Origin of the sequence: Arthrobacter ramosus (assembly GCF_039535095.1) — a bacterium.
Classification (GTDB): domain Bacteria; phylum Actinomycetota; class Actinomycetes; order Actinomycetales; family Micrococcaceae; genus Arthrobacter; species Arthrobacter ramosus.
Map to the genome: position 1 here is coordinate 1,827,773 of NZ_BAAAWN010000001.1, position 24,461 is coordinate 1,852,233.

The 24,461-nt window shown below is 62.3% G+C and carries 19 protein-coding genes and 1 pseudogene; 8 read left to right on the plus strand and 12 right to left on the minus strand.

Annotated elements, in window-relative coordinates; genetic code table 11:
- Positions 1–2,205 (plus strand): zinc-ribbon domain-containing protein, encoded by a 2,205-nt coding sequence (locus ABD742_RS08545; RefSeq protein ID WP_234749704.1) that lies wholly within the window; start codon positions 1–3, stop codon positions 2,203–2,205.
- Here the strand turns inward: ABD742_RS08545 and ABD742_RS08550 are convergent.
- Positions 2,171–2,941 (minus strand): metallophosphoesterase family protein, encoded by a 771-nt coding sequence (locus ABD742_RS08550; RefSeq protein WP_234749701.1) that lies wholly within the window; start codon positions 2,939–2,941, stop codon positions 2,171–2,173. The two genes, ABD742_RS08545 and ABD742_RS08550, sit on opposite strands and share 35 nt — an antisense overlap.
- A 273-nt stretch (positions 2,942–3,214) precedes the next feature.
- Here ABD742_RS08550 and ABD742_RS08555 point away from each other — a divergent pair, with 273 nt between their 5' ends.
- Positions 3,215–3,502: a hypothetical protein gene (locus ABD742_RS08555; protein WP_234749699.1), complete on the plus strand. Its 288-nt coding sequence runs from the start codon at positions 3,215–3,217 to the stop codon at positions 3,500–3,502.
- Between the two features lie 306 nt (positions 3,503–3,808).
- Here the strand turns inward: ABD742_RS08555 and ABD742_RS08560 are convergent, their stop codons facing one another.
- The 5 genes from ABD742_RS08560 to ABD742_RS08580 all read right to left on the minus strand — a co-directional run bounded on the left by ABD742_RS08560 (position 3,809) and on the right by ABD742_RS08580 (position 9,962).
- Complete coding sequence (locus ABD742_RS08560; RefSeq protein WP_234749697.1) at positions 3,809–4,177, minus strand: tyrosine-type recombinase/integrase; 369 nt, start codon at positions 4,175–4,177, stop codon at positions 3,809–3,811.
- Between the two features lie 355 nt (positions 4,178–4,532).
- Positions 4,533–5,516 (minus strand): alpha/beta hydrolase, encoded by a 984-nt coding sequence (locus ABD742_RS08565; protein WP_234749695.1) that lies wholly within the window; start codon positions 5,514–5,516, stop codon positions 4,533–4,535.
- The gene (locus ABD742_RS08570) at positions 5,513–7,000 is read right to left on the minus strand and encodes a flavin-containing monooxygenase (RefSeq protein ID WP_234749693.1); all 1,488 of its coding nucleotides are present in this window, start codon (positions 6,998–7,000) and stop codon (positions 5,513–5,515) included. The genes ABD742_RS08565 and ABD742_RS08570 overlap by 4 nt, the downstream gene beginning before the upstream one ends.
- 35 nt (positions 7,001–7,035) lie before the next feature.
- Positions 7,036–8,187 carry an alcohol dehydrogenase catalytic domain-containing protein gene (locus ABD742_RS08575; RefSeq protein ID WP_234749691.1) on the minus strand — a complete coding sequence of 384 codons (1,152 nt, stop codon included), beginning with the start codon at positions 8,185–8,187 and terminating at the stop codon, positions 7,036–7,038.
- 344 nt (positions 8,188–8,531) lie between these two features.
- Positions 8,532–9,962 carry a PucR family transcriptional regulator gene (locus ABD742_RS08580; protein WP_234749689.1) on the minus strand — a complete coding sequence of 477 codons (1,431 nt, stop codon included), beginning with the start codon at positions 9,960–9,962 and terminating at the stop codon, positions 8,532–8,534.
- Positions 9,963–10,082: 120 nt separating this feature from the next.
- Between ABD742_RS08580 and ABD742_RS08585 the strand changes: the two genes are divergently transcribed.
- Genes ABD742_RS08585 through ABD742_RS08600 form a run of 5 tightly spaced genes read left to right on the plus strand, consistent with a single transcriptional unit; the run spans position 10,083 to position 14,429 of the window.
- Entirely contained in the window at positions 10,083–11,441 is a 1,359-nt protein-coding gene (locus ABD742_RS08585; RefSeq protein WP_234749686.1) for an aminotransferase class III-fold pyridoxal phosphate-dependent enzyme, read from the plus strand.
- Positions 11,442–11,475: 34 nt separating this feature from the next.
- Positions 11,476–12,687 (plus strand): CaiB/BaiF CoA transferase family protein, encoded by a 1,212-nt coding sequence (locus ABD742_RS08590; RefSeq protein WP_234749685.1) that lies wholly within the window; start codon positions 11,476–11,478, stop codon positions 12,685–12,687.
- Positions 12,688–12,711: 24 nt separating this feature from the next.
- Positions 12,712–13,914, plus strand: a complete 1,203-nt coding sequence (locus tag ABD742_RS08595) for an acyl-CoA dehydrogenase family protein (protein ID WP_234749683.1) — start codon at positions 12,712–12,714, stop codon at positions 13,912–13,914.
- 58 nt (positions 13,915–13,972) lie between these two features.
- Complete coding sequence (locus ABD742_RS24315; protein WP_376940816.1) at positions 13,973–14,242, plus strand: aldehyde dehydrogenase family protein; 270 nt, start codon at positions 13,973–13,975, stop codon at positions 14,240–14,242.
- Positions 14,196–14,429 carry an aldehyde dehydrogenase family protein gene (locus ABD742_RS08600; protein WP_268818912.1) on the plus strand — a complete coding sequence of 78 codons (234 nt, stop codon included), beginning with the start codon at positions 14,196–14,198 and terminating at the stop codon, positions 14,427–14,429. Before ABD742_RS24315 ends, ABD742_RS08600 begins: the two co-directional genes overlap by 47 nt.
- A 171-nt stretch (positions 14,430–14,600) precedes the next feature.
- On the opposite strand, the gene ABD742_RS08605 is transcribed toward ABD742_RS08600, so the two are convergent.
- The 4 genes and pseudogenes from ABD742_RS08605 to ABD742_RS08620 form a co-directional block, all read right to left on the minus strand.
- Positions 14,601–14,810: a hypothetical protein gene (locus tag ABD742_RS08605; RefSeq protein WP_234749679.1), complete on the minus strand. Its 210-nt coding sequence runs from the start codon at positions 14,808–14,810 to the stop codon at positions 14,601–14,603.
- A gap of 7 nt (positions 14,811–14,817) precedes the next feature.
- Positions 14,818–15,889 (minus strand): annotated as a pseudogene (locus tag ABD742_RS08610) (aldehyde dehydrogenase family protein); the annotation flags it as partial.
- A gap of 370 nt (positions 15,890–16,259) precedes the next feature.
- Positions 16,260–18,266: a hydantoinase B/oxoprolinase family protein gene (locus tag ABD742_RS08615; protein WP_234749677.1), complete on the minus strand. Its 2,007-nt coding sequence runs from the start codon at positions 18,264–18,266 to the stop codon at positions 16,260–16,262.
- A gap of 4 nt (positions 18,267–18,270) precedes the next feature.
- Entirely contained in the window at positions 18,271–20,325 is a 2,055-nt protein-coding gene (locus ABD742_RS08620; RefSeq protein ID WP_234749675.1) for a hydantoinase/oxoprolinase family protein, read from the minus strand.
- 154 nt (positions 20,326–20,479) lie between these two features.
- On the opposite strand from ABD742_RS08620, the gene ABD742_RS08625 reads away from it, so the two are divergent.
- Positions 20,480–22,057 (plus strand): helix-turn-helix domain-containing protein, encoded by a 1,578-nt coding sequence (locus tag ABD742_RS08625; RefSeq protein WP_234749673.1) that lies wholly within the window; start codon positions 20,480–20,482, stop codon positions 22,055–22,057.
- 263 nt (positions 22,058–22,320) lie between these two features.
- Here ABD742_RS08625 and ABD742_RS08630 read toward each other — a convergent pair whose 3' ends face one another.
- Positions 22,321–23,376, minus strand: coding sequence for a VWA domain-containing protein (locus ABD742_RS08630; protein ID WP_344787674.1), 1,056 nt, complete (start codon positions 23,374–23,376; stop codon positions 22,321–22,323).
- Between the two features lie 201 nt (positions 23,377–23,577).
- Positions 23,578–24,456, minus strand: coding sequence for an AAA family ATPase (locus ABD742_RS08635; RefSeq protein WP_234749669.1), 879 nt, complete (start codon positions 24,454–24,456; stop codon positions 23,578–23,580).
- Positions 24,457–24,461 lie beyond the last annotated feature (5 nt).

Sequence of the window (24,461 nt, forward strand, 5' to 3'; positions counted from 1 at the left end):
ATGGGACTCGACATGACCCGGGCCTTTCCCGTCAACATCCGCCCCTTCCACCTGGAAACACCTGACAGCTATGGCCGACGACTCACCCTGGCCAACGGCCTGCCAGCGGAGTCCCCAACCGCGGCAGCCCGGCACCTGGCCGCGGGGCCTGCTGCGCGGGCCATCAGGGAAGGACTTGCTCGGTGGTGCGAGGTCAAAGGCGGTCTCCGGGCAGGGCACTTCGAACGTCAAGCCCAACGCGGTGGAGACGGCCTCCCCGCGCGCACCATGTGCCGGCTTTGCGCTCGGGGTGAGACCGTTGAGCAGTTCGGTCATGACGAGTCCTACTGTTGCCTGCGGCATGGGTTGTGGACCGGGCCGGGGTCCGGTTTTCAGGATCAGGTGGAGGACCAGGTCCTGGCCGTTGACTTGCGCTATCGTCGCTTGCGCCAGGCCGGTCGCATGCCAACGGCTCTGGTGCGGGAGCTGGCCGTCCTGGTCAACAGGGACCATGGGGAGTCCGGACCCCAAACGAACTTCGGTCCTCGAGAGTACGGTGCGGTGGTTTCTCTGGCCAAGCTGGTAACAGATCGCTCTTTCCAACGTGATCTCCTCAGGCCGGTCCGGACCTTCGCGGAGGCCCGAGAGCTCCTCGAAACGGAGATCGCGGCTCGGGTGCCGGGCAGTGGGCTGATCCTCGTTGACGGCGTGTGGAGGCTTCTGCGCCCTGCGTTCCTCGCGGTGCGAGACAAGGTGCAGGGCTTGGACTGTCCAGTCCCGGCCATTTGCGGGATTCTCGGGTTCGATCCGCTCGGCGTCGTCGGCATGGAAGAGGTCCAACGCCCCTTGGAGCCTTTTGCCCGTTATCTTGACGTGCTCGGGACTTCCCTTGCCGACCGGTGGGCAAACGCGTGCGAGCTGACCCTGGTGGCAGGCCAGCAAAACCGGCCCCGTTCCGGGTCAAGACAGGGCGTCTGGGCCGCAACATTCATTTGCGCTCACGGCCACTGGAGCCGGCGCACCCTCAACACCGCCTACAGCGGCCTAAAGAAGGGCAGAGACGGATGCCCCTACTGCGCCGGGCTGCGGGCCCTCGCCGGATTCAATTCCATGGCCGAAACGCACCCTCGCCTGGCGGCCGGATGGCACCCGTCCCTGAACGGGACCACGACGCCTTCCGATGTCACCGGAGCCGGCAACTCAGCATCCTACTGGTGGGCCTGCCGGAAAGGGCACGAGTGGCAGGCCACCCCGAACAACCGGGCAAAAGGCAAAGGATGCCCCTACTGCTCGGGGCTTAGATGCATACCCGGCGTGAATACCTTGGATGTCACCCACCCGGACATTGCCGCGGAATGGAACCACAACCTGAATCCCGGCATCGCGCCCTCAAACATCACAGCAGGGAGCGGCATTATGGTCCATTGGGTCTGCAGCCATGGCCATGAATATGCGGCTACACCAGGATCCCGCACAGGTCTCGGAAGGGGGTGTCCCGTGTGTGCCAACCTGCGGGTCCTGGAAGGAGTGAACGACCTGGCGACCACCCACCGGCACATCGCCGCCGAATGGCATCCCGGCCTGAACGGACCGGCGACGCCCCGAGCCGTGGTCGCTGGATCCTCCAAGAAGTATTATTGGCGCTGCCCGGCCGGACACGACTACCTCTCCGCGGTGTACAGCAGAACGAACGGGAAGGGTTGTCCTGCCTGTGCGGGGCAACAGATCATTGCAGGATTCAACGACCTGCGCACAACCCACCCCGGTATCGCGGCGGAATGGGATCATGAGGCAAACGGGAGCCGAACCCCCGAAAGCGTTATCGCCGGAAGCGCACGACCCGTCCACTGGATCTGCGCGCTCGGCCACCACTACGCCAAGCCCATCAACAGACGGGCCGCAGGCGCAGGCTGCCAGTACTGCTCCAACAGGAAAGTCCTCCCGGGCTTCAACGATCTCGCGACCCGGCACCCTGACATCGCCCGGGACTGGCACTCCCAAAAGAACGGATCCCTGAAACCTGCAGACGTCATTCCCGGAAATACAGGTCGCTGGTGGAAATGCACCGAGGGTCACGAGCAATTCGGAACAGTTCCAAACAGGGTCAAAACACGTGGTTGCACCGCATGTCCTCTCGAATCCCGTCAGGGAACAGGAGGTCAGACAGGATGTGAATCGGGCACATTCCGGTTCAAGCCCCGAAGATCCGAAGCGGTTCGACTCTAAGCGGCCTTCCACCCGGCCAGACGAGCACGGCGTTGCCGTCCCGCGAGTTCTCCATATTCAGAACATCGACCCTCGTCGTGCCGCCATCGGGGCGCATGATTTCGTCAATGCGGCGTTGATGCCAATGCCCACTGAAAACATGTGCTGGCCGGGCGCAAGCCACAGCCTGGGCCAGCAGTTCCCGCGTGACGTTGGCAAGGGCAAGGATGTCTCCGGGCAAGCGCAGCCCGGACCTCAGCTGAACACCGGCAGGGACGTCGTGGGTGAGGAGGATGTCCACCGGGCCGCCGGCGATGAATTCGGCGACGTGTTCCGCGGTCAGGTCTTCGTTTGCCCACCAGTCTTTGCCTTCGGTGTGGTACCGGAAGTCGACACTGAACGCGCCTCCCAATCCACCGACCGTCAGGCCCTGCACGATGGTTCTTCCCGGTCTGGGAAGGTATCTGACGTTGGAGCGGAGGGTTGCGAGCCCGTCTGCCTTGATCGGCAGCTTTTCGAGCTCGGCCCAGTTGTCGTGGTTGCCTGCAATGAAGATCAGCTGGATGTTCGAGTCTTCCAGATAGTGGTTGAGCCGGGCTTCGAAGCGGCCCTTCATTTTGCCTGGCCAGAGGGCGCCGAAATCACCGACATGGAGGATGGTTTTCACCCCGTGCCGGGCGGCTGACCGGACCACGGTCCGGGCCCAGCCGAGGTTCCCATGCCAGTCACCGGCCACGACGATAGGAGCTGAATTCACTCCGTGAGCCTACTGCTTTGGCTTCGGTGCCGGCGGATCAATGCCCCCGGAGCCGCACAGGCGCGGTTCATCGCTTTCACCGCGGGTGTTAGTGCGTGCTTGGACCTCTAGCGTGAGGCCTGGACTTTGGCGGGCTCTGTTCGGCCGCGCCGACGCTGCATACCCAACGAGAATGCACCGGGGCTAGCGAGAGGATGCAAACCGATCCCTGCACAAGCACCACGACCAACGCGGTCCGGGCGCTCAACTTGGAAACGCCGTTAGAATCCAGCTATGAACGAGCATCCGATACGCAGTCACGCGTCAGATAGTTCCGGCACCGAAGCAACTCGACCAAAGGATCTCCTTGAAGGGTCTCCGCGGTCCGTTGAGCGAATCGACCAGGTGCTTTCCCTCGTCCGGCAGGAGTGGCTGGCGCACCCTGACGAGAGGTTCTGGCAGATGACAGCCAACCTCGCGGCGCGCATGGGCATCAGCGCGTACGCTCCCATGCTGGAGGACGACGAGTTTATCGAAATGCTCAACCAGCGCGGCGGCGAGATCGGAACTTCGACCGCCTGACAGGACCAGCGCGGCAGCTGCCCCTAGCCGTGGTTGGTGAGCCACGTTTTCATACCAAAGGCAGGGATCCACGGGATCTATCAGTGTGGCCGAATGAAGCAGACTATCTGGATCGCTTACAAACCCAGCCAGCTAAGGCTCGACGGCCCGGTTCAATGCAGCATCAGGGGAACTGAAACCGCGGGTAATTCCGCCAAGGGTAGCGGTGGCCAGGGTGGAGAGGTAGCCGTGCCGACGTCGGGCGGTGATGCGGGATTGGGGCTCGAAGGCTTGCTCAGGGCATCAGGCTCATGCGCGGAAAGTCCGTCACGCATGAGCCTGATGCCCTCGGCGCGCTGTTGGGACACTGCAGCGTGCGTGGAACCAAGTTCCTCGGCGAGCTCCCTGACGGTCTCCCGGCGAAGTAGATCTCCTCGACGACGTAGCGCATCTTTTCCGGCAGGGCCTCGACGGCGGCGCGGAGGCACCGTCCCACAACATCCTCGTCGCGGCGGAATGCCTGAACCAGTGCGGGTCGAAATCCAGGCCAGTCCGCTGCCGCAACCGCACAACCAGGTCATAAACAGCCCTATAGGACATCGCATGGCCGACCCGGCCGCCCCAGAGATTGACAAAGACATAGTCGTTGTCCAGATCGCCGTATTCAACATGCAGATAGTCCGAATACAGGCGCAACAGCTGCGCGCTGACCGGGATCGTCCGGTCTTGGCCCGGGCCCCGTTCTCATTGATGCGCGCAACAACCCTGACTTCGCAATCGGCCACCGCCAGGTCATCATGGCGCAGTCCCAGCACTTCGCCGATCCGCATTCCGGTGTCAAAAAGCACCGCAAACAACAGACGGTCCCTGTCTCTGAGTTGGTTTCTGCCAGTACGCAGACGGAGGCCTCCCCTGGGGGGCCCCGCCTGCGTACTGGAGTGTGTGGCTTCGGTTCGATTTCCGAAGGCGGCACTCTGGCTCCAGGAACGCTCGAGGGGGCGATCCGAACAGGTGCCATGTCTCATCGCCACCAAACGAGTCGACGCTCGGTTCAGGGGTTGGCATTCACGCAGGAAGACGCTTCCGGCGCTCGGTTTCGTATGAAGCCAGCGATTTCGTCCACGGTCTGTTCGCCTCGGTTGATACGACCGGCGGATGTCAGCAGGCCGTGAGCGTATCCGATGAGATGCTGATAGCGCACTTCTGTCCCGGCCCTTGCCATGGCCGCAGCAAAATTCGCGCCCTCGTCGGCTAGCGGATCGTTGTCAACGGTGATGATATAAGCCGGTGGAAGCCCGGCGGGCAGCTCCGCGAAGACGGGGCTCACATCGGGCAGCGTTCGGTCCGTTCCCTCCGGCAGATATGTTTCTGCAAACCACGCGATGGTGTCCGCGACTAACGGGAACCCTCTGGTGACGCGGCCGTAAGAGGGAGAGGACATGGTCAGATCCACCATGGGGTAGATGAGAACCTGGGCCGAGACCGGCAGGGGATCAAGATTTTCCGCGTTCTCGATGGCGAGGACCGCGGCGAGCTGGCCTCCTGCGCTGTCACCGACCAAGACGGCGTTGGTCACCTCCAGTCCGTGAACTTCGCGTGCTGAAAAGAGCCAACGCAGTGCGGCCCTGCTGTCTTCGATCGCCGCCGGATAGGGGTGTTCCGGGGCAAGCCGGTAATCAACAGCCACAACAGGAAGACCTGTGAGAGCGGCAAGTCTCCGGCACAGCCCGTCATGCGTCGAGAGACTCCCCATTACCCATCCGCCTCCGTGGAGAAACAAGACCACAGGAGTGGGACCCCGTAAGACCTGGGGTGCGTAGACTCGCACGCCGAAGTTGTCCACCGCGAAGTCGGAAACGGCTGACAGGGAATCACCTGTGAGGCCGTTTGCAGCACAACTGCGCTCGTACATCTCACGCACTTCGTTGACGGTGTAGGTGTGGAACGACCGTGAACCGGAGGCCCGGAAACCTTCCAGGACCCCTGCTGCGTCCGCGGCTACGGGCCTTCCGGTGAACGGATCGTGGCTGGTCACCTGATTTGACCGGTCTCGGCCAGCTGGACGTAGTCATCGAGCTGGAGATCCTGTGTGTGGGCCCGGTACTCGTTGACGGTCCCTGACCAGTTGTTGATGACTCGGCCGTCCTCGTTCTTGTACCAGGAGGAGCACTCGGACGAGAATGCCGAGTCTTCTAGCTCTTGCTGAACGTGGGCGTTGAAGCTGTTGAGCACGCTGCGGTCCACTTCCAGTATCCGAGTCTCGTCGCCCGCGATGTACTCGACAGCCTGCGAGATGTAGCGGTGCTGGGCCTCCAGCATGGACACCACGGAGTTGTGGTTGAGGTTGGTGTTCGGTCCGTAGACCAGGAACAGATTGGGGAAGTTGTCAACGGTGATGCCAAGGTACGCCTCGGGGGCATTTCCCCACCGCTCGTCGAGGCTGATCCCGTCGCGTCCTACGACGCGCATCGACCCCTGGAATGCGTGGCTCTTGAAGCCGGTGGCGAAGATGATGACGTCAAACTCGTGCTCGACGCCGTCTGCGGTCCGGATGCCTCGGGGCGTGAACTCGGTGATCTTCTCGGTCACGAGGTCCACGTTCTCGCGGGTCAGTGCGGGGTAGAAATCATCGCTGCGGAGGATGCGCTTGCAGCCGAAATCGTAGTCGGGGGTGAGCTTGGCGCGGAGTTCAGGGTCGGCAACCTGTGTTTCGAGGTGCTGTCGGGCTTGCTGGATGCCTTCCTCGGACGCGGCCGTGTGCCTGCGGGTACGTTCGAACCCGGCCTCACGGAACTCGTGGATCTCCCGGCGCTTCTGCCGGTAGATCTCAGGGTCCGCCAAGAACGCTGCAGTTTCCTCGTCGCTGAACACGTACTGGTCCCGGGGGAGTATGTAGTTGGCCGAGCGCTGGAACACCGTGAGGTTCGAAGCGAACTTGGCCACTTCGGGGACATACTGCACGGCGGTTGCCGCAGAGCCGATCGAGGCGACGCGCTTGCCGGTCAGGTCCAGGTCGTGGCGCCAGGTGGAGGAATGGAAGGCCTCGCCCCCGAAGGACTCGATGCCCGGGAAGGCCGGGATGTTCGGCTCATTCAACTGTCCCCAGGCTGCCACAAGGGAACGGGTCAGGAACTCGGAGCCATCGGCGGTGTGCACCGTCCACAGGAGGCGCTCCTGATCCCACTCGGTGGCTGTGATGTTCTGGCCGAAGCGGATGTGCTTTCCCAAGCCAAACTCCTCCACCATGGACCGCAGGTAGCCCTGCAGTTCCTGCTGGCCGGCGAACATCCGGGAGACCTTCAGGTTGAGGAAGTAGCTGTAGCAGTAGACCAGGGCTTGGGTGTCACAGGCGGCACCGGGGTAGGTGTTCTCCCGCCATACGCCGCCAACATCGTTGCCGCGCTCAAAGATCAGGAAGTTTTCGACTCCTTCCTGGACAAACTGGGCTCCCTGGCCCAGCCCGCCGAACCCGGCACCGATAACAATGGCACTATAAACATGGTCGTTCTTGGATGACATGATGTTCTCTCCTCAGAGGTGGAATGTCTTATGGGTTAGGAAAAGGTGATGATCTGGCGCAGAGCGTGGCCGCCGTCAAGGGTGTCCATCGCGAGGTTGATCTCCTCGAGCGGGATCGTGTTTGATACGAGACCCTCAACCGCCAGTTGCCCGGAGCGCCACAGGTCCTCGTAAATCGGGATGTCATGCGCCGGCACGGCTGAACCGAGGTAACTGCCAACGATGGAACGCGCCTCGGCAGTCAGGGCAAGAGGATCGATCGAGGCAGGTTGTCCAGGTGCGGGCAGCCCGACGGTTACGGTGATGCCCCCGGGCTTCGTGAGAGCGATCGCGGCTTCAAGTGCGCGGGGATGCCCGGCGGCTTCAATGACAGCGTCGAACTTCTCGCCGCGCTCCATGGCTGTCTCGGAAGTCATGGCATCAAGTGCCCCGAGCCGGAGCGCCGTTTCCAGCTTCGCGGGCATCGTATCGATTCCCACGACGTGCTCGACACCGACGGCTTTGGCAGTGATCAGTGCCGCCATGCCAACACCGCCGAGTCCGACGACGGCCACCCTGGAGGAGGGGCCAGGCTTCGCGACATTGAGGACGGCTCCGCCCCCGGTGAGGAGGGCGCATCCGAGCAATGCTGCAATGTGGGCCGGGACGTCTGAGCCCACGGGCACGACTGAACGACGGGAAACGACGGCATGGGTGGCAAAGGCGGAGACTCCCAGATGATGATTCACCGTCTGCCCGTCCCTGGAGAGCCTGCGCGTACCGCCAAGCAGCGTTCCTTCGGTGTTGGAAGCGCTGCCCTTCTCGCACGGCGTCCTGCCGTTGGAGCGACATCCGGCACACTGCCCGCAGCGGGGGAGGAACGTCATCACCACACGCTGGCCGAGCGAGATGTCATCGACACCTTCGCCCAACTCCTCCACGATCCCGGCGGCTTCGTGGCCGAGCAGCATCGGAACCGGGCGCGTCCGGTTTCCGTTGACGACCGAAAGATCGGAGTGGCACACTCCAGCGGCTTCAATGCGCACCAGCATCTCGCCGGGGCCCGGTCCTTCAAGCTCCACTTCGCCGACACGGATGGGCCGGGATTTCGTGTACGGGCGGGTCGCCCCAATGGCTTCGAGGACCGCACCGCGGATAGTCCTTGTACGGTTTGTTTCGGCTACGGCGTTTGTATCTTCGATCGTCACGATCGTCCTCTCAATGACGGGAGGAACGATGGAGTGCGGCCGGCACTTCGCAAGATGCGCTGTGCGGCTTCCACCGTTTCTCCGGGGACAGGTTGCTCATCCCGATGGAGGTTTTCCAACAAAGGACTGTCCATCGAGCGTAGGCATCCGCGCAACGTCCGTCATGATACGGAACGTCAAAAAGCGATGAATCCTTTGTGCGAACTGTCAAACTTAGGGAAAACGCCCGAAGCCCCGTCTCGGGCATGCTCAACCGGAAAGACGCACCCCCTCCTGAAGAATCGGCCGTGCTGAATACCACGAGGGGAGAACGCGCAAGCCCAAAAGGAGCAGGGCACCAGCGGTCAGCTCCCGCTGGAGCCTCGCGTTCGTCCCCTTAGCGCCAGCCACAGCTGGGCTGCCACATCCGGATCATCCAGGTCAGCACCGAGAAGATCGCTTGCTTGCCCGATCCTGTATCGGACCGAGTTCCTGTGGACACCGAGTTCCCGCCCCGCTGCCTCCCATTGGCCCCGGTGCGCAAGGTAGGCGCGGACGGTTTCAAGCAAGTTGCCCGGGTGTGCGCTAAGTTTGTCCACCCATTCATCGGTTGGCAGATCAAGCCCGTGACCAACCCGCACCAGCTGGCCGGTCGCGGCTGAAGTGGCCACCTCGGCAACCTGGGCCGCAATTTCGTGCAGTCGCCGCAAGGGCATGGGACCACCCCATGATCCCCGGACACCAGCGGGGAGCTTCGGCCTGGTGCCCGAAGCCGGTTGGAGTACGAACAGGGCATCTTGCCGTTCAAGCACCAGACCGTACTGATGCAATTGTGCTACCAGACCCTCAGCAGGAGGAAGTGCGACCAGGAATGCTGTCTCCGGCAGAGGATCGGACTCCATCTGCTTAGCCAAAAGGCGTGCGGCGTCATCGTGCCCTTCGAGGACGAGCGCGGCCAGCATGCCTTCCGCGCGACGGCGTTCCGCCGCCGCGTGCCGCTGACCCGCCGCCCTTGCGGCCAGGAGAGTTGAAGCAGTCAGGAACAGGTGTCGTTCTGCGGCCGCAAGCTGACCACTTCGACCCAGCGCGAGATAGCCGGAGGCGGCCGGGCCGCCGGAGACCGGATACAGTGCGGCGGTTCCGGATGCGAGCTGGATGTTTCCTGTGGCTCCTTGCCGGGCCGTCCGGAGGTTGGTCGATTCTCGAACGAGATCCGCAAGCAGGCCGGCTGGCAGTTCACCGCTCGTGGCGGCAGTACCGCCGCCCTCCGGCAGATACGCAACCCAAGTGCCCAGCGCACGGGAGAGCTCCCGGACGATTTCCGGTTCGGCATCGTCCTGGGCCGCGGCGCGCGTCAGAGCCACCTGCAGTCCCAGCAGCGCCGTCAGTTCTGCCTCCCCGCCTTGCCGGACAAGTTCCCAGTACGCTCGGGAAACGGCAAGAAAGGGTGATTCGCGGGGTACCGTCAGCAGTGGAAGGTTGGCCTCGGTGCACGCAGCTCGGAGTTCATCGGGCACCATGGCATGACCTGAGCCAAGACCAAGGCCCAGGGCTGCAACTCCACCGTCGACGAGGCGACGAACATAGTTTGTGCAGGCGTCGGCTCGGGAGGCGCTGTCCAGGCCGCTCAGCTGGAGTCCGACGGTCAGGAGTAGTTCGCCACCATAGAGGAAGACCGTGGGGTCCTCGAGCTCGGACACGTGAACACCGGTGAGCTCGACTCGGGGTAGCGGGATCGGCCAGAACGGCACCAGATCGCGCTGTGCGGCTGCAACAAGTCGGGCGAGGGTGATCATGCGCCAATCATAAGACCGTTTGTATGTTCCGTCGTATAGGCCTCCGATCCTAGATAGATCATCCAAAGACAGTGAGGGTGCGCGTCCCTATCGTGGAATTCACCCACACGAGGAGGACCTATGACCGTCACGCCAGAAATCGCCCCCAGCCCCGTCAACGACCCGGGCAGCGTCGAAGCCACAGCCCGCCGCTTGCTCACCGAACTCCCCGGGCCGCGTTCCCGTGAGCTGGAGGCCGAGCGCCGTCGACACGTAACGGATGCTTTCGGCATAACGCAGCCTGTTTTCATTGACCGGGCGCTCAACGCCTTGCTCGTTGATGTTGACGGAAACCACATCATCGACTTCGCGTCCGGCATTGCCGTGACGAGCGTCGGGGCGGCGAACCCGCGGGTGGCCAAACGCGCCGCCGCCCAGCTCGAACGGTTCACGCACACCTGCTTCATGGTCACGGAATATTCGTCGTTCGTCGATGTTTGCCGGTGGCTCAACGAGAACACCCCCGGTGATTTCGAAAAGCGGACAGCCCTCTTCTCGACCGGTGCAGAGGCTGTCGAGAACGCCATCAAGATCGCCCGCTCGGCCACACGACGCCCCAACGTCCTTGTCTTTGACGAGGCTTACCACGGACGCACCCAGCTCACCATGGCGATGACCGCCAAGGAGAACCCCTACCGGCTCAACTTCGGACCGTTCCCGGAGTCCGTCTTCCGGGCTCCGACCGCACCCGCGCACAGCTCGCCGAACGGTCCGGCCGTCGCTCTCCAGGGGGTTGAAGCCATCCTTGCCGAGCACGGGCCGGAGACTTTCGCTGCGATGGTCATCGAGCCCATTCAGGGAGAAGGCGGGTTCATCGTCCATGCCCCGGGTTTCCTTGCCGGATTGCGCGAAATCGCCACCTGCCATGGAATCGTCCTGGTCATCGACGAAATCCAAGCCGGCATGGGCCGGACGGGAACACTGTTTGCCTCCGAACACGAGGGCATCGCCGGCGACATCACGCTCACCGCAAAGGCCCTTGGAGCTGGACTGCCGCTCTCAGCTGCCACCGGACGGGCTGAGTTGATGAACGCCGTTCATACAGGCGGCCTGGGCGGGACGTATGCAGGCAACCCCGTTGCCTGCGAGGCTGCGCTGGCCGTCTTCGAAATCCTCGAAGAAGGGACCCTCCTTGAGAACGCGGTACGCGTAGAGGCCGCAGTTCGAGCGCGGCTGGAGCCACTGCTGACCTTGGAGGGTGTCTCCGATGTTCGAGGCCGGGGTGCCATGATGGCCATCGAGTTCAGGGACAATGCGGGACCGCGCGGCGATCTTGCCGTCGCGGCAGCCAAAAAGGCCAACGCCCACGGCGTACTGACATTGACATGCGGGACGAACAGCAACGTGATCAGGCTGCTTCCGCCGCTCGGGATCGAGGCTGACGTCCTTGATGAAGGACTCGCCGTGCTGGAGGCATCCATCCGCTCGGTGCTCTCATGAGCGTCCCGGGAGGGTGGGACTCGAGAGGAGAACAATGAACGCGCAAACAGACCCCAGTGCCCCCCTCTCCGGGATCCTCGTCGCAGACTTTTCCCGCGTCCTTGCCGGCCCGCTTGCCACCATGACCCTTGCAGATCTTGGAGCCAGGGTCATCAAAATCGAACGTCCAGGCACCGGCGATGACACCCGCCAGTGGTCCCCGCCGTCCTCAAAGACAGGTGCAACTTACTTCGAGAGCGTGAACCGGAACAAGGAATCGATCGTCCTTGACCTGAATGACCCCGACGATCAAGCCCTCGCGAAAGAGCTCGCCGGCCGCGCGGACGTGCTGGTCGAGAATTTCAAACCAGGCGGCATGGAGAAGCTAGGCCTCGGCTATGAGGCACTCGCGCAAGAGAACCCGGGGCTCGTCTACGCGTCGATCTCCGGGTTTGGTTCCGGCGGTGGACGGGATCTTCCGGGCTATGACTTCATCGTCCAAGCCCTGGGCGGGCTCATGAGCATCACCGGCGACAACCAGGGGGACCCCTACAAAGTGGGCGTCGCGCTGGTTGATGTGCTGACGGCCAAGGATGCCACCGTAGGCATCCTCGCCGCCCTTTCCGCCCGCACGCCCTCAGGGCTGGGCCGCCGGATCGAAGTCAACCTGCTGTCCAGTCTTCAAGGCGCACTGGCCAACCAGGGCCAGGCATATTTGGGGGCAGGCGTGCTGGCAAAGCGTCTGGGCAACGACCACCCATCGATCGTGCCCTACCAACTTCTCGCGACCGCCGACGAACCCCTGGCGGTGGCCGCGGGCAACGACGCCCAGTTCTCGCGCCTCTGCGTGGCAATCGGCTCGCCTGAAATCGCCGTGGATCCGCGATTCGCGACAAACTCAGAGCGCGTCAGGCACCGCCAGGAGCTCGTCCTGCTGCTCGAAGCCGGACTGGCGGTCGCCGGCGCCCAAACATGGCAGGACAAACTGGTTTCAGCCGGGGTCCCAGCCGGGCGGGTTGCCAGCATCGGAGAGGGCATCGATTACGCAGAGAAACTCGGTCTCGCTCCGACCATCGCCGTGCACGACGCCGACGGCGCAATCATCGGGCGCCAGATCCGCCACCCCATAACATGGACGCCGCCGCTGCCCCAACGAACCCAGGCGCCGCCCGGACTCGGCGTACACACTCACGACGTCCTGAATTGGCTACGCAGCCCTAGGGCCGGGAACCCTGACAACAATCCACAAGCTCAGACCGACCCCTAGCCACCAAGCCCAGGAGGGACCATCATGACCCTTGCCCCCACTTCCGCCGACATCCACGATTCCACTACCGGGGATCCCGCGGACCTCGTGTCGTTCGATACAATCCTCAGCAGCGAGGAACTCGCCCTACGCGACCGGGTCCGGGCGTTTGTCCAAGAGCAGATCAAACCAAACATCGCGACGTGGTACGAGGAAGCCAAGTTTCTCCTCGAAATCGTGCCTGAATTTGCCAAGCTAGGCCTCCTCGGCATGCACCTCAAAGGTTACGGATGCGCCGGACGGTCGGCAGTTGACTACGGCCTCGCCGCAGCCGAACTCGAGGCCGGTGACTCCGGGCTACGAACGTTCGTATCAGTGCAGGGATCGCTTGCGATGACGGCCATCTCCAAACATGGCTCGGTCGAACAGAAGGACGAGTGGCTCCCACGGATGGCCGCCGGTGAAGCAATCGGGTGCTTCGGGCTCACCGAGCCCGGCGCCGGTTCGGACCCCTCATCCATGACCACCTTTGGCCGCCGAGACGGTAAGGATTGGATCCTGAACGGCACCAAGCGCTGGATCGGACTCGCGAACGTCGCTCAAGTCGCCATCATTTGGGCCCAGACCGACGCCGGCATCCGGGGCTTCGTCGTCCCGACCGACATGCCGGGCTTCACGGCGACTCCGATCGAACCGAAACTTTCAATGCGCGCCTCAATCCAATGCGAAATCAACCTGCATGACGTGAGGCTTCCCGCCGAGGCGGTCCTACCGGACGTGACCGGGCTCAAAGGCCCCTTCGCGTGCCTCAACGAGGCGCGCTACGGCATCGCCTGGGGCACGATGGGAGCAGCCAGGGACGCTTTCGAAGACGCGCTCAGCTACTCCAAGGAACGACTCCAGTTCGGCCGGCCTCTCGCTGGCTATCAGCTCACCCAGCAGAAGCTCGTGGATATGGCCTTGGAGATCAACAAGGGATTCCTCCTGGCCCTGCACCTCGGCAGGCTCAAGGACGCCGGCAAATTGCAGCCCCACCAAATCAGCGTCGGCAAGCTCAACAACTGCCGGGAAGCGATCAAAATCTGCCGCGAGGCCCGAACGATCCTCGGCGGAAACGGGATCACTCTCGACTACTCTCCCCTCCGCCACGCCAACAACCTTGAATCTGTGCGGACATACGAAGGTACAGATGAAGTCCACACCCTGATTCTCGGCCAGAAGCTCACTGGCACAGGAGCGTTCCGGTGACCGCAGCGGCACGGAAGATTCGCCCGGCACTCGTGTACGGGAGCACGGTGGCGTAGAAATCGCCTCAACGGCCACTCTCCTTGCCATTGGTCTGGCCGAAGCACTGGCCAATTCCGGCCTGCTTGCCGGCGTTCTCAACATGATCATGGGGCCCGGCTCAATCGGCACGGATCTTGTACGGAGTGCGGGTCTTGGCGGGGTCACGTTCACCGACTCACCGGGCATCGGACCGGCCTTGGACGCCGAGGCGGCGTTGCGCGGGTTGCAAATGCAAGCCGAAAATGGGCGGCAAGGATGCCGCCATGGTTTTCCCCGACGCAGACCTTGACCTCGCCTCGGAACAGGTGCTTTTCGAAGTATTAAGATCAACGGGGCAGAAGTGCACCGCAACGTCCCGCCTCATCCTCGCCGATGCCATCGCCTACGAGTTCCTGGAGCGCTTCGAGGCCCGGCTCGAAGACTGGCAGACCAGGGCCTCACAGACCGGCCGTACACATGGGGCCGTTGGTCCCTGAGGGAGCCTGCATGTCGATTCTCCGACCCGGTCCCGGGCTTCCAGGACCCACGGTGAGTCGGCCCGAGCAGAGGTCGCGGGCCGCTGTCAGCCCCGTGACGCCCGCGCCGACGATGACGACATCGCGTTCAATTGTTTTCGCCGTTTCTTCTTTCATTTTTGGTCTTGAATGTCACGTGCCGGTGGGCCGGCCGGCGTTGTAGTTGGCCGGACTGCCCGGCACGGTGCCGGCCGTCACGTATTCGGCGGGATCGACGTCGAACGCGCTGACTCTGTGACGGCCGGCCAGCACCAGCGCTAGGTCGGACAACTGCTTCCGGACGCCTCTGGTCAGCACGGCAAGGTAGATCAGGCAAAAAGCCGCCCATTCCAGTCCGAACACGCCTCTTTCACGGTTGGGCCGGCCCGATGTAGCTCATGACGTGCTTGATACAGGTGTAGTCTTCCAGCCCGTACATGGACAGGTCCTTGCCGTATCCGGAGTGTTTGAAGCCGCCGTGCGGCATCTCGGCCACGAGCGGGATGTGGGTGTTGATCCAGACGCAGCCGAAGTCCAGGCGCTTGGCGAACTGCATGGCGCGGGTGTGGTCCTTGGTCGAGACCGAGGAAGCCAGTCCGTATTCGACGTCGTTGGCGGCCATAGCCAGGGCCTCGGCGTCCGTGGAGAACTTCTGGATGGTGACGATGGGACTGAAGAGTTCGTTCTGGATCAACTCGTCATCCTGCTTCAGACCGGTGACAACCGTAGCTTCGCGGAAATATCCCACTGTTCCGTGTCTCTTCCGCCTGCCGCCACGGTGGCGTATTCCGGCAGACGCTCCAGAAAACCGGAGACTCCTTCCAAGTGCTCGGCACTGCTGAGCGCATCAAAGAGAATGCCCTCTTCGTCGGGAGACCCGGTCTTGGCGTTCTCGATCACTTCCTCGGTAAAGGCCTTCACGAATTCGTCGTGGATGCTCTCGTGCACGAGAAGGCGCGTTGCGGCGTTGCAGTCCTGACCTGCGTTGTAGAAGGATGCAGGGACGATGCCGGCAGTAGCTGTGGCAATGTCAGCATCGGCGAAGACGATCGCGGGGGCCTTGCCGCCCAATTCGAGATGCATGCGCTTGAGATCGGCGGCAGCCGAGCCGGCCACTTCCATTCCGGCCCGGACTGATCCGGTGATGGAGACCATTTCCGGGGTCTTGTCTGCCACCAGGGCGTGGCCGGTTTCCCCGTCGCCAAGCACCACGTTGAAGGACCCGCCGTTAGGAATTCACTGGCGACTTCGGCCAGCAGCAAAGTGGAAGCGGGGGTTGAATCAGAGGGTTTAAGGACAACGGTGTTGCCAGCGGCGAGGGCCGGGATCACCTTCCAGGCGGCCATCATGAGCGGGTAGTTCCAGGGGGCCACCTGGCCGACGACCCCGATCGGCTCGCGGCGGATCGAGGAACTGTGGTCCGTCATGTACTCCGCGGCTGCCCCCGGGCGACCACCACTTTCTTCATCCCGGGCCCGAGCGGCATCCGCTCTAGGGAGGCATTGAGCGCTCTGCTTCAGTATCTGAAGGATCAGCGTGGTCTTGAAGGAAGTGGGGCCCTTGAGGATTTCGGTCGGCACTCAAAGCACGGCCGATGGATTCTATCTGTGACGGTGAGACGCAAATCCATAGCGGGGCGCCCGTCGAAGGGCCGAATTGTGCAGGATCGAAGACCGCCCAGATGGCCACTACTCCGTTTTCACCTGTTGTGGTTTCATGCTGAGTACTCGCTTCGACCACCGGAACGTGACGACGGAATCGCCCGGCACCTTTCGGTGCCGGGCGATTCCGCTGGATCGGGCATTCGGGGTGTCAGCCCCAGTTTGAGGCAGAGCGCCTCAGCATGCTTGCCCGGAACTGTGAGGTTGTTTCGGTGAACAGTTCCCCGGAACCCCAGTCCAGAATGACTCCGTGGCGCCGAATGACGTCCAGCAGATCCAGTTCGCCTGCCCGGTACAGCTGGGCGATCAGTACAGGATCGGCCGCTAGCCAGCCGTGCCTTTCGGACCGGATATGCTCGCGGAGGCTCTTGCTTTCAGCCTCGTCTACCTCGAACAGATCCAGGTCCTTGTCGATCTCGCGAACGACCACTCCGTAGTCCTTGGCTGCTCGTTCAATCGAGACGTAGTCATCAATGACGTCGTCGAGGACCTCATCAAAGGGTCGCTCCAGTGGATCGCCGTATCCGCCGCCGCCCGCGGACGGTCTGGTGAAAGAGTCTCCGGACATGAGGGGCACAGCAGAGAAGTTGGAACCGAGGAACCTCTCCTGTTCCGTGCCCTTGTTCATCCACACGCCATGTGGAATGGAGGGCAATCCACCCTCGATGCCCCAGGTGATGGACCGCGCCCGGTCGCAGCAGTAGCTCATCACGGTTTTGGTGGCATCTACCAGGATGCCGCCCTTCTCGATGCCGAGGCCGCCGCGGAACCTGCCCGGGCCACCGGAGTCCGTTCCAATCTGGTGGACTGTAGTGAGGACTGGTGAAAGCCGTTCCTGGCCTTCTACCGGTTGGACGGCGAGGCCAGGGCCGAAGACCGGTGCGGTGGCACTCGAGCCGTCTTTGCTGGCGCGTCCGCCCCAGCCGCCGGCCATCCAGTCGTACCACATGAAGTAGGGGTTGTCGGCTGTGCGACCATCCCGGCCCCCGACCAGTAGATACTCGAGGTTGAAGGCGCAGGCCATGGCTCGTTCAGGCATGATGCTGGACCAGAGTTCGAAGATCCCGTTCATCAGTTTTTCGTAGGGGCCGGAGCAGAAGCCTGTCACGGCATACGGCCAGCCCGCATTAACAACAGTTCCCTCTGGGCCGATGATCGCTTCGACTGCGGCATAGAAGCCTGAGTTCAGCGGAACGTCCGGAAAAAATGTCTTGGTGCCTGCGTAGATGGCGGAGTGCGTCGTCCCATAGCCGGAATTGAGAAAGGTCTCTACGGCAGGGGCCGAGCCCGTCAAATCGTAGTGGATGCCCTTGCCGTCAAGGGTCAGCTTGATCTTGATAGGGACCAGGCCCTCGCCCTTGCCCGGATCGAAGTCAATGTAGTCGGTGGTCTCCCACTGGCCGTGCGGAAGGTCCGCCAGCCGGCGTCGAACGATTCTTTCCACGTAATCCTGCGTCTCCTGCATCGCGGCTACAACCGTCTGCTTTGAGTACTTGTCCACCAGACGGAGGATTTCCCGCTCGCACACAGCAGTGGCCTCGGACTGGGCATGGAGATCACCCATAGCTTGCCGCGGAGCCCTGGTGTTGGACACAAGTAACTGTGCGACGTCATGAAGGAACGTGCCCTTGCTCCAAATCCTGACCGGAGTAATGCGCAGGCCTTCGCCGAAGTGCTCCTTGGCGTTTACGTCAAAGGACCCGGGAACGTTGCCTCCGATGTCCGCCCAGTGGCCCTTGTTTTGGGCGTATGCTATGACTTCCCCGTTAGCGAAGATCGGGCGGATGAAGCTGACGTCGTTGAAATGCGTGCCGCCCCTGTAAGGGTCATTGATGGCAAAGACATCGCCGGGGTGGATGTCCTGTCCGAACTCTTCGATGATGGCCTTGCACTGGAAGTGCAGGGTACCAACGTGGACCGCTATGTCCGCGCTTCCCTGCATGACTGTGTTTCCTTGGGCATCGCAGAGGGCTGAAGAGAAGTCGCGGGAATAGATGACGAAGGAGTAGCAAGTTCTTAGGATCTGCTCACTCATCAGGTCAACACTGGTCACAAAGGCGTTCTTTAACACCTCGAATGTCACCGGGTCCAGGCCTGAGGCCTTACGGACACCGGAATGTGCTGCGTGCAGATCGGGGATTGTGGCTACATCGGTCATGGGATCAGCCTTCCTGCTGCTCTTTGAATTCGGTGAGGTGGATTCGGATGTTGAGCCAATCGTCGATCTCCGCCGTGGTACGCGGTGGAACAACCGTGGTTGAGTCCAGCTGGTCGATGATGGCCGGGCCTGCGAACGTGGCCCCCGCGCCGAGCTTGGTGCGGTCATAGACAGGAGTCTCCAGCCAACCGTCCTCACCGAAGTAGACAGGACGGACGGACTCCGGTTCGCCCGGCTCCGACACCCGCTCTCTTGCCGGTAGGAATACCGGCTTGGGGGTCTTGCCGATGGCCGACAGCTGCAGCTGGTAGATCTCCACAGGCTGGTCGTCCTGGCGGAACGCAAACTCGCGCTCGTGTTGCTGATGGAATCTCTGGATGGCTTCCTCAAGAGCACCATCCCCAGCGCCGATATTCACGGCGAGGGAACGCCATTGTCCTTGGTAGCGCATGGAGATGACGCGTTGGAGTACGGAGTTCTCCTCGGAAACGCCTTCGTGCCGAAGCCGCGCCGATGCCTCAGATTCGAGTGTCGTGAAGTGCTTGTCCAGGTCCTCGGGGTCGGCATCCGCAGCCAAGCCTGTGTACATCGAGGACAAATCGTGGCGGATGTCAACCAAGAGGCATCCCATGGCTGACGTCACGCCGGGGTTCGGCGGCACGACGACGGTGGGAATGTTGAGTTCCTTGGCAACTTCAGCGCCGTGCAGTGCACCTGCGCCGCCGAAGGCGATGAGTGCAAAGTCCCGAGGGTCGTATCCTCGCCGAATGGAAATAAGGCGAACGGCGTCGGCCATGTTGGCGTTTGCGACCTGAAGGATCGCGTGGGCGGCCTCTTCCTGGGTCATCCCCAAAGGCTCCGCGATGACCTGCTTGATTGCGGCTTCGGACAGTCCCCGGTCCAGCGTCTTGGCGCCGCCGGCCAGAGAAGAACCGAGCCGGTTCAGGACAACGTTGGCGTCACAGTTGGTGGGTTGCGTGCCGCCCATGTCGTAACAAGCGGGACCGGGATCCGCGCCGGCCGACTGTGGTCCGTTGCGCAGCGAGCCAGCGATGTCGATGTGGGCGATGGAGCCACCGCCGGCGCCGATGGTCAGGACTTCGATGCTGGGGAACACGATCGGGTGACCGTATTCAACCTGCCATTCCTTGGTGATTCGAAGCTCGCCGTCGGATACCAGTGCAATGTCGGTTGAGGTGCCGCCCATGTCGAGGCCAACGGCATTCTCGTAGCCACACTGCTGTGCGATGTGCTTCGCCGCGATGGCTCCCGCAGCGATACCGGACGCTGCCAGTCGGACCGGATAGCGCTTGACCATGCGGGGCGTCATGGAACCGCCGCCCGAATGCAGAAGCAGCAGGTCGCCGTCGTACCCTCCGTCCTTGAGCTCGTCCGCAAGGCGGTTCACGTAACCAGACACGAGTGGGCCCAGGACCGCGTTGGAAACCGCGGTGTTGAAGCGGTCGTGCTCGAAGATCTCGGGCAGGATCTCGGCGGACGCGGACACCGTGGCGTCCGGGAGCTCCTCCTCCAGGATCTTGCGCATGCGTATTTCGTGTTCCGGGTTGGCATAGGAGTTGATGAAGCAGACTGCGATTGTTGCGACGCCGCGCTTGCGCAGCACGGCTGCCAGCCGGCGCGCCTCGGCTTCATCCAGTGGGGTGACGATGTTTCCGGCGTAGTCCACGCGTTCGGTGACTTCGAAGCGGTCGCGGCGGCGGATGTAGGGGCCTGTTACGTCGTTGTAAGCATCCCAAAGATCGTCTTTGGTTCCGTCCCGGATCTCGATGACATCCCGGAAGCCCTTGGTGGTGACCATCGCTGCAGCAGGAAAATTTCGGGTGATAAGGGCATTCGTGGCCACAGTGGTGCCGTGTGAGAAGAGCGAGACGTCCTTGAGGTTGATCTCGGCGCGTTTCACCCCGCTCAGGATCGCCAGCATGGGATCTGCAGGCGTGGACGGCACCTTGGTGACGCGCATGCGCTGTGAATCTTCGTCAAAAATGCAAACGTCTGTAAATGTGCCGCCCACGTCGACGGCGACTCTTACATTGGACATCTAGTTCCTCCAGGTGGGGTGGTCAGTAGGAACAATCCTCCGCTGTGATGTAAGTCTCTGTCACTGGCGGAAGTAAAATAATCGGGAAGGCCCGTTGTAGAAATTACAAGCTAGTTCCTGAACCGATATTCCGCCATTTCGCCTAGGAGGCTTGATGCCTGACAAGCCACCCGTCACACTGCACGACGTCGTCAATGAAGCGCATCTCGGACTGTCACCGATAGTTCCGGGGAACCCAGGAGCGGTGATCACTGGTGCCCACACGAGCGACATCCACAACCCGGCCGAATGGCTCGAACCGAACAGCATCCTGCTCACCACTGGTTTGAGGTTCGTGAACGCGGAGCGGGAACAACTACTTGCCCTGAAGCTGGTCGACGAACTGCGGGAAGCCCGAGTGGCGGCCGTTTTCTTCGGCGTCGGTGTCTATTTTGACCACGTGCCCGCGCAACTGGTCGCGGCATGTAAGCAGGCCAATTTTCCGCTGTACACGGTGGCGAAGGACGTCCCCTTCTATCGCGTAGAAAACTTCATCAACCAATCCCAGGTCGCTCCTGACGCCTACGTGCAAAAGCGCGCCCTGTGGTTGAGCAACGACCTGATGCAGAGCATTTCCGCGGCAGACCCAATCAAATCGCTCATAGCCAGGCTTGCTACGGCCTGCCGCGGCACCGCCGTGCTCTACGACGAGTCCGGGAACATCGTTGAATCATCCGGGGACGGGCCCACACACTTGATGTGGAAAGAGATCCGCCACGGCAAGAACGATTCCGATGCCATCGAAATCGGCCGCTGGGCAGCCATGGCACGCCCCACCGTTCTTAAGGGTGTTGCCTACACACTCGCCGTGGCAAGCATGAACCACAGGGTACTGAACGACCTGGGGGACCTGCTGCTAGAAACCACCCAGCGACTCCTCGCAGCAATCCAGGGGATCGCCCAGTTCTCGGATACCCGGGCACGCCACGAAAGCATGCAGCTGCTGACCATGCTGCAGGATGGTGTCCCAGTCGCCCGCGAGTTCAGGCATTGGGAACGCATGCGCGCTTTCCGGTTCACCCCCTACGAGCCTATCCGCGCCATAGTCGCAGCGAACCAGGGCGACGAATCGCTGGACCCCGCTTTTCCCGAACTGCTGCAGCGCCGGGCAGAGACCAGTGGGCTCGGATTGCTGTTGGCCGAGAATGGACGGACACCTGAGAGCCCACCTGGTTTCCACGCTGTCGTCTCCGACTCTCCCGCACTGGATCCCTGGCTGGAACTTGTGGACGGGTCTGTGTTTGTCGGCCTCTCAGAGCCCTATACGGATCTTGTGTCCACGCCCGAGGCTTTCCGCGAGGCAGATGCAGCTGCTGGAATTGCTCGTCGACAGGTGCAGGCCGCGGGCCGCTCAGAGCGCGGATTGTCCGCAGGCATTGTGCGATTGGATGAGGTGGATCCAGCAACGTGGCTCCTCGCGCGAAGGCTGTCCTCAAAGGACAGGGGCAAGCTGCAAGCGTTCGTCAAAGCTATAGACGTCGATGTTGAACTCAAAGAAACACTCATAAGGTATCTGGCAGATGGCTTTGATGTGGCCAGGGTTGCCGGTGACCTATTCGTTCATCCAAACACTGTTCGCTACCGCCTGAAAAAGGTTGAAAGCTTGATAGGCGGCCCGCTCTCAAATGCGCGGGTGGTTACCAACCTTTATCTTGCATACCACAATGACATTGCTGCTCTGGGCCCGGCCTAACTGAAATGCCGCGGGCTTCGTGTGTTGGTGCCCGGCTCGCAGCCCACAGCAATGCGTAGTTAAACGCTTGGAAGGGAGTTCCGATATGGGTCTTGCCTGTATTGAGCTGCTCCTCGGGAGTATGCCGGATAAGGGATGCGAAGCTCAGCTCGGAGTCGCCCTGGTACTCCTCGATCGGGACGTTTGGAGCCACGGGCACGCTCTGCACCATGAAATCCAGCTTGAAACGGCGCATTTGACACTTGTGAGCCCGAGTTGAGCCACTACCTTCCGCTCTCGACGACAATGTCGTCGGCAGATTGTGTGCCCAAGCGCTGCAGCCGGTGAACAAATGGCATGGTCCACATATCTTGGGTGCCCGTGGAAGCAAATCCTCCAGCGAATCTGGGCGAGAACGGGCGCTCACTCCGGATGTCGAAGACTGCTCTTGGACCTAAGGTAGTTGCTGAGTCGGTCAACAGTGCGAAGACCTGCTCCAAGGCCGCCAACGAATGCCCCGACACCAGGTGGTTGATGAGGGGGAGCGCCGTGGCCATGCCCTTTTGGACGGGTTGGAAGCCGGGGACTGCGGAGTGGGGATTCGCCCAGACAATAGTCCGGTGCAGGCCACGAAGCCTTGCCATAGCCCGGCTCAGGACTCCGGGGTCGCCGGCGTCCCACCCATCGGAGAAGATCAGTAGTTGCCGTCTGGACGAGGCCGTCCGCTGTGCGTGGATGGCCAGCGCACCCAAGGACGCGCCAAGGTTGGTGCCGCCTTGATAGTTCGTGGACTCGCCGAGGGCCGCGCCGAGCGCGGCGGTGATTCCGCCCCTTTGGAAGCGCACATCCAAAGGTATGCATTGCGTGCCTATGGTGTAGACCGCCACCCGTCCGAGAGAGTTCCGTTGTAGCAGGATGGCAAACGCCAACAGGGTGGGTGCGTAGGTTTTCATGGATCCGGATACGTCGATTGCGATGTGAAGGTCCACCGGCCGCTGTGGGCGGCCCTTGAGCGGTATTGCGGGAAAATCGCCCTCACATCGGACGATGCTCCGGGCAATCCGGTGCAAATCGGCGCGCTCGTTGTGATGCGTGTCGGTGGTGAACATGCGCCGGGTCTTGGGTTTTTTAACCAGCTGTTCGATGAGTTGCTGCACCCTGGCCAGCTCGGCCTTGTTGAGGGAGGGGATGGGCTTGTGGCGCACTTCAGCCAGACTGGCTGCGCTTTCCTCGGTCCAACGTTCAGCAGAGTCGGATGCGGCACCAAGGTCCTGCAACGCCGCGACATAGTGCTGCGATGAAGAGTCCGACGGTTCGCCATTGGCGTCAAGGTCAGACATGACGTTGTCCAGTAATTCGAGTTCCCCCGGGAAAGACACAGCGTAGGGCGAGCCACGTTGGCAATATCGGCGCGGGAGGACGCGCGCGTTGCGGCAAGGGCGTCCGCGAAGAGGCAGACCCGGTCCGTGGGACATGCCAGTCCGTTCGCCCGGAAGTGATCGATCAGCTGCAGAAACGGACGTGTGCCCGGCGCGTTCAAGTCAGTCACCGTCGGCCCAAGGTGCTGCACCACTATGCACGGCCGCGAGGACGTCGGCCATATCCTCAGGGTGCTTGATCAAGGCCGGAAGGGCATCCGCCATGTTGCCGCCCGCAAGGGATTCATGGCCAAGTTCGCGCAATGCGCGCGCAAAGTCGAGGGACTCTGCCAGCCCTGGCGAGTGGACGAGGTCCAGGCCGCGGATGTGGTTGACGTATCTGACAATGTCCTCGGCCAAGTTCAGCCCGCACTCGGGCCGCCGGTCCAAGAGGATTTCCAGTTCCCTCGACGGTGCGGGATGCCCCACGTAATGGTAGAGGCATCGGCGTTTGAGGGCAGGGTGCACGTCCCTTGTCCGGTTGGACGTGAGGAATACCATGGGCGCGGACTTCGCGCGGATAGTCCCGAAGTGGGGAACGGTGATGGCGAAGTCGGCGAGGAACTCCAGCAGGACAGCTTCGAATTCCTCATCTGCCCGGTCCACTTCGTCGATGAGCAGGACGCTGTGCTCGCTGTAGAGGGACTTCAGGAGCGGCCTGACCGCCAGGAACCGCTCGGCGTAAACGGATTCGCTGGCATCCCCGTGCTGCAGGGAACGTAGATGCAGCACTTGTGCCGCGAAATCCCAGTCGTAGAGAGCTGAGGCGGCGTCCATGCCCGAGAAGCACTGCAGGCGGATGAGCTCTCGGCCGGTGGCGCGCGCAGTTGCCTGGGCGAGGGAGGTCTTTCCGCCGCCCGGCACGCCCTCCAGAAATACGGGACGGTTCAATTGCTGGGCGAGGAAGACGGCCGTGGACAGTTGCCTGTCTGCGAAGTAGTGGCTTCCCAAGAGGGCTGTGGACACGTCGTCGGGGGAGTCGAATCTGTCGATACGTGGCATGGGAC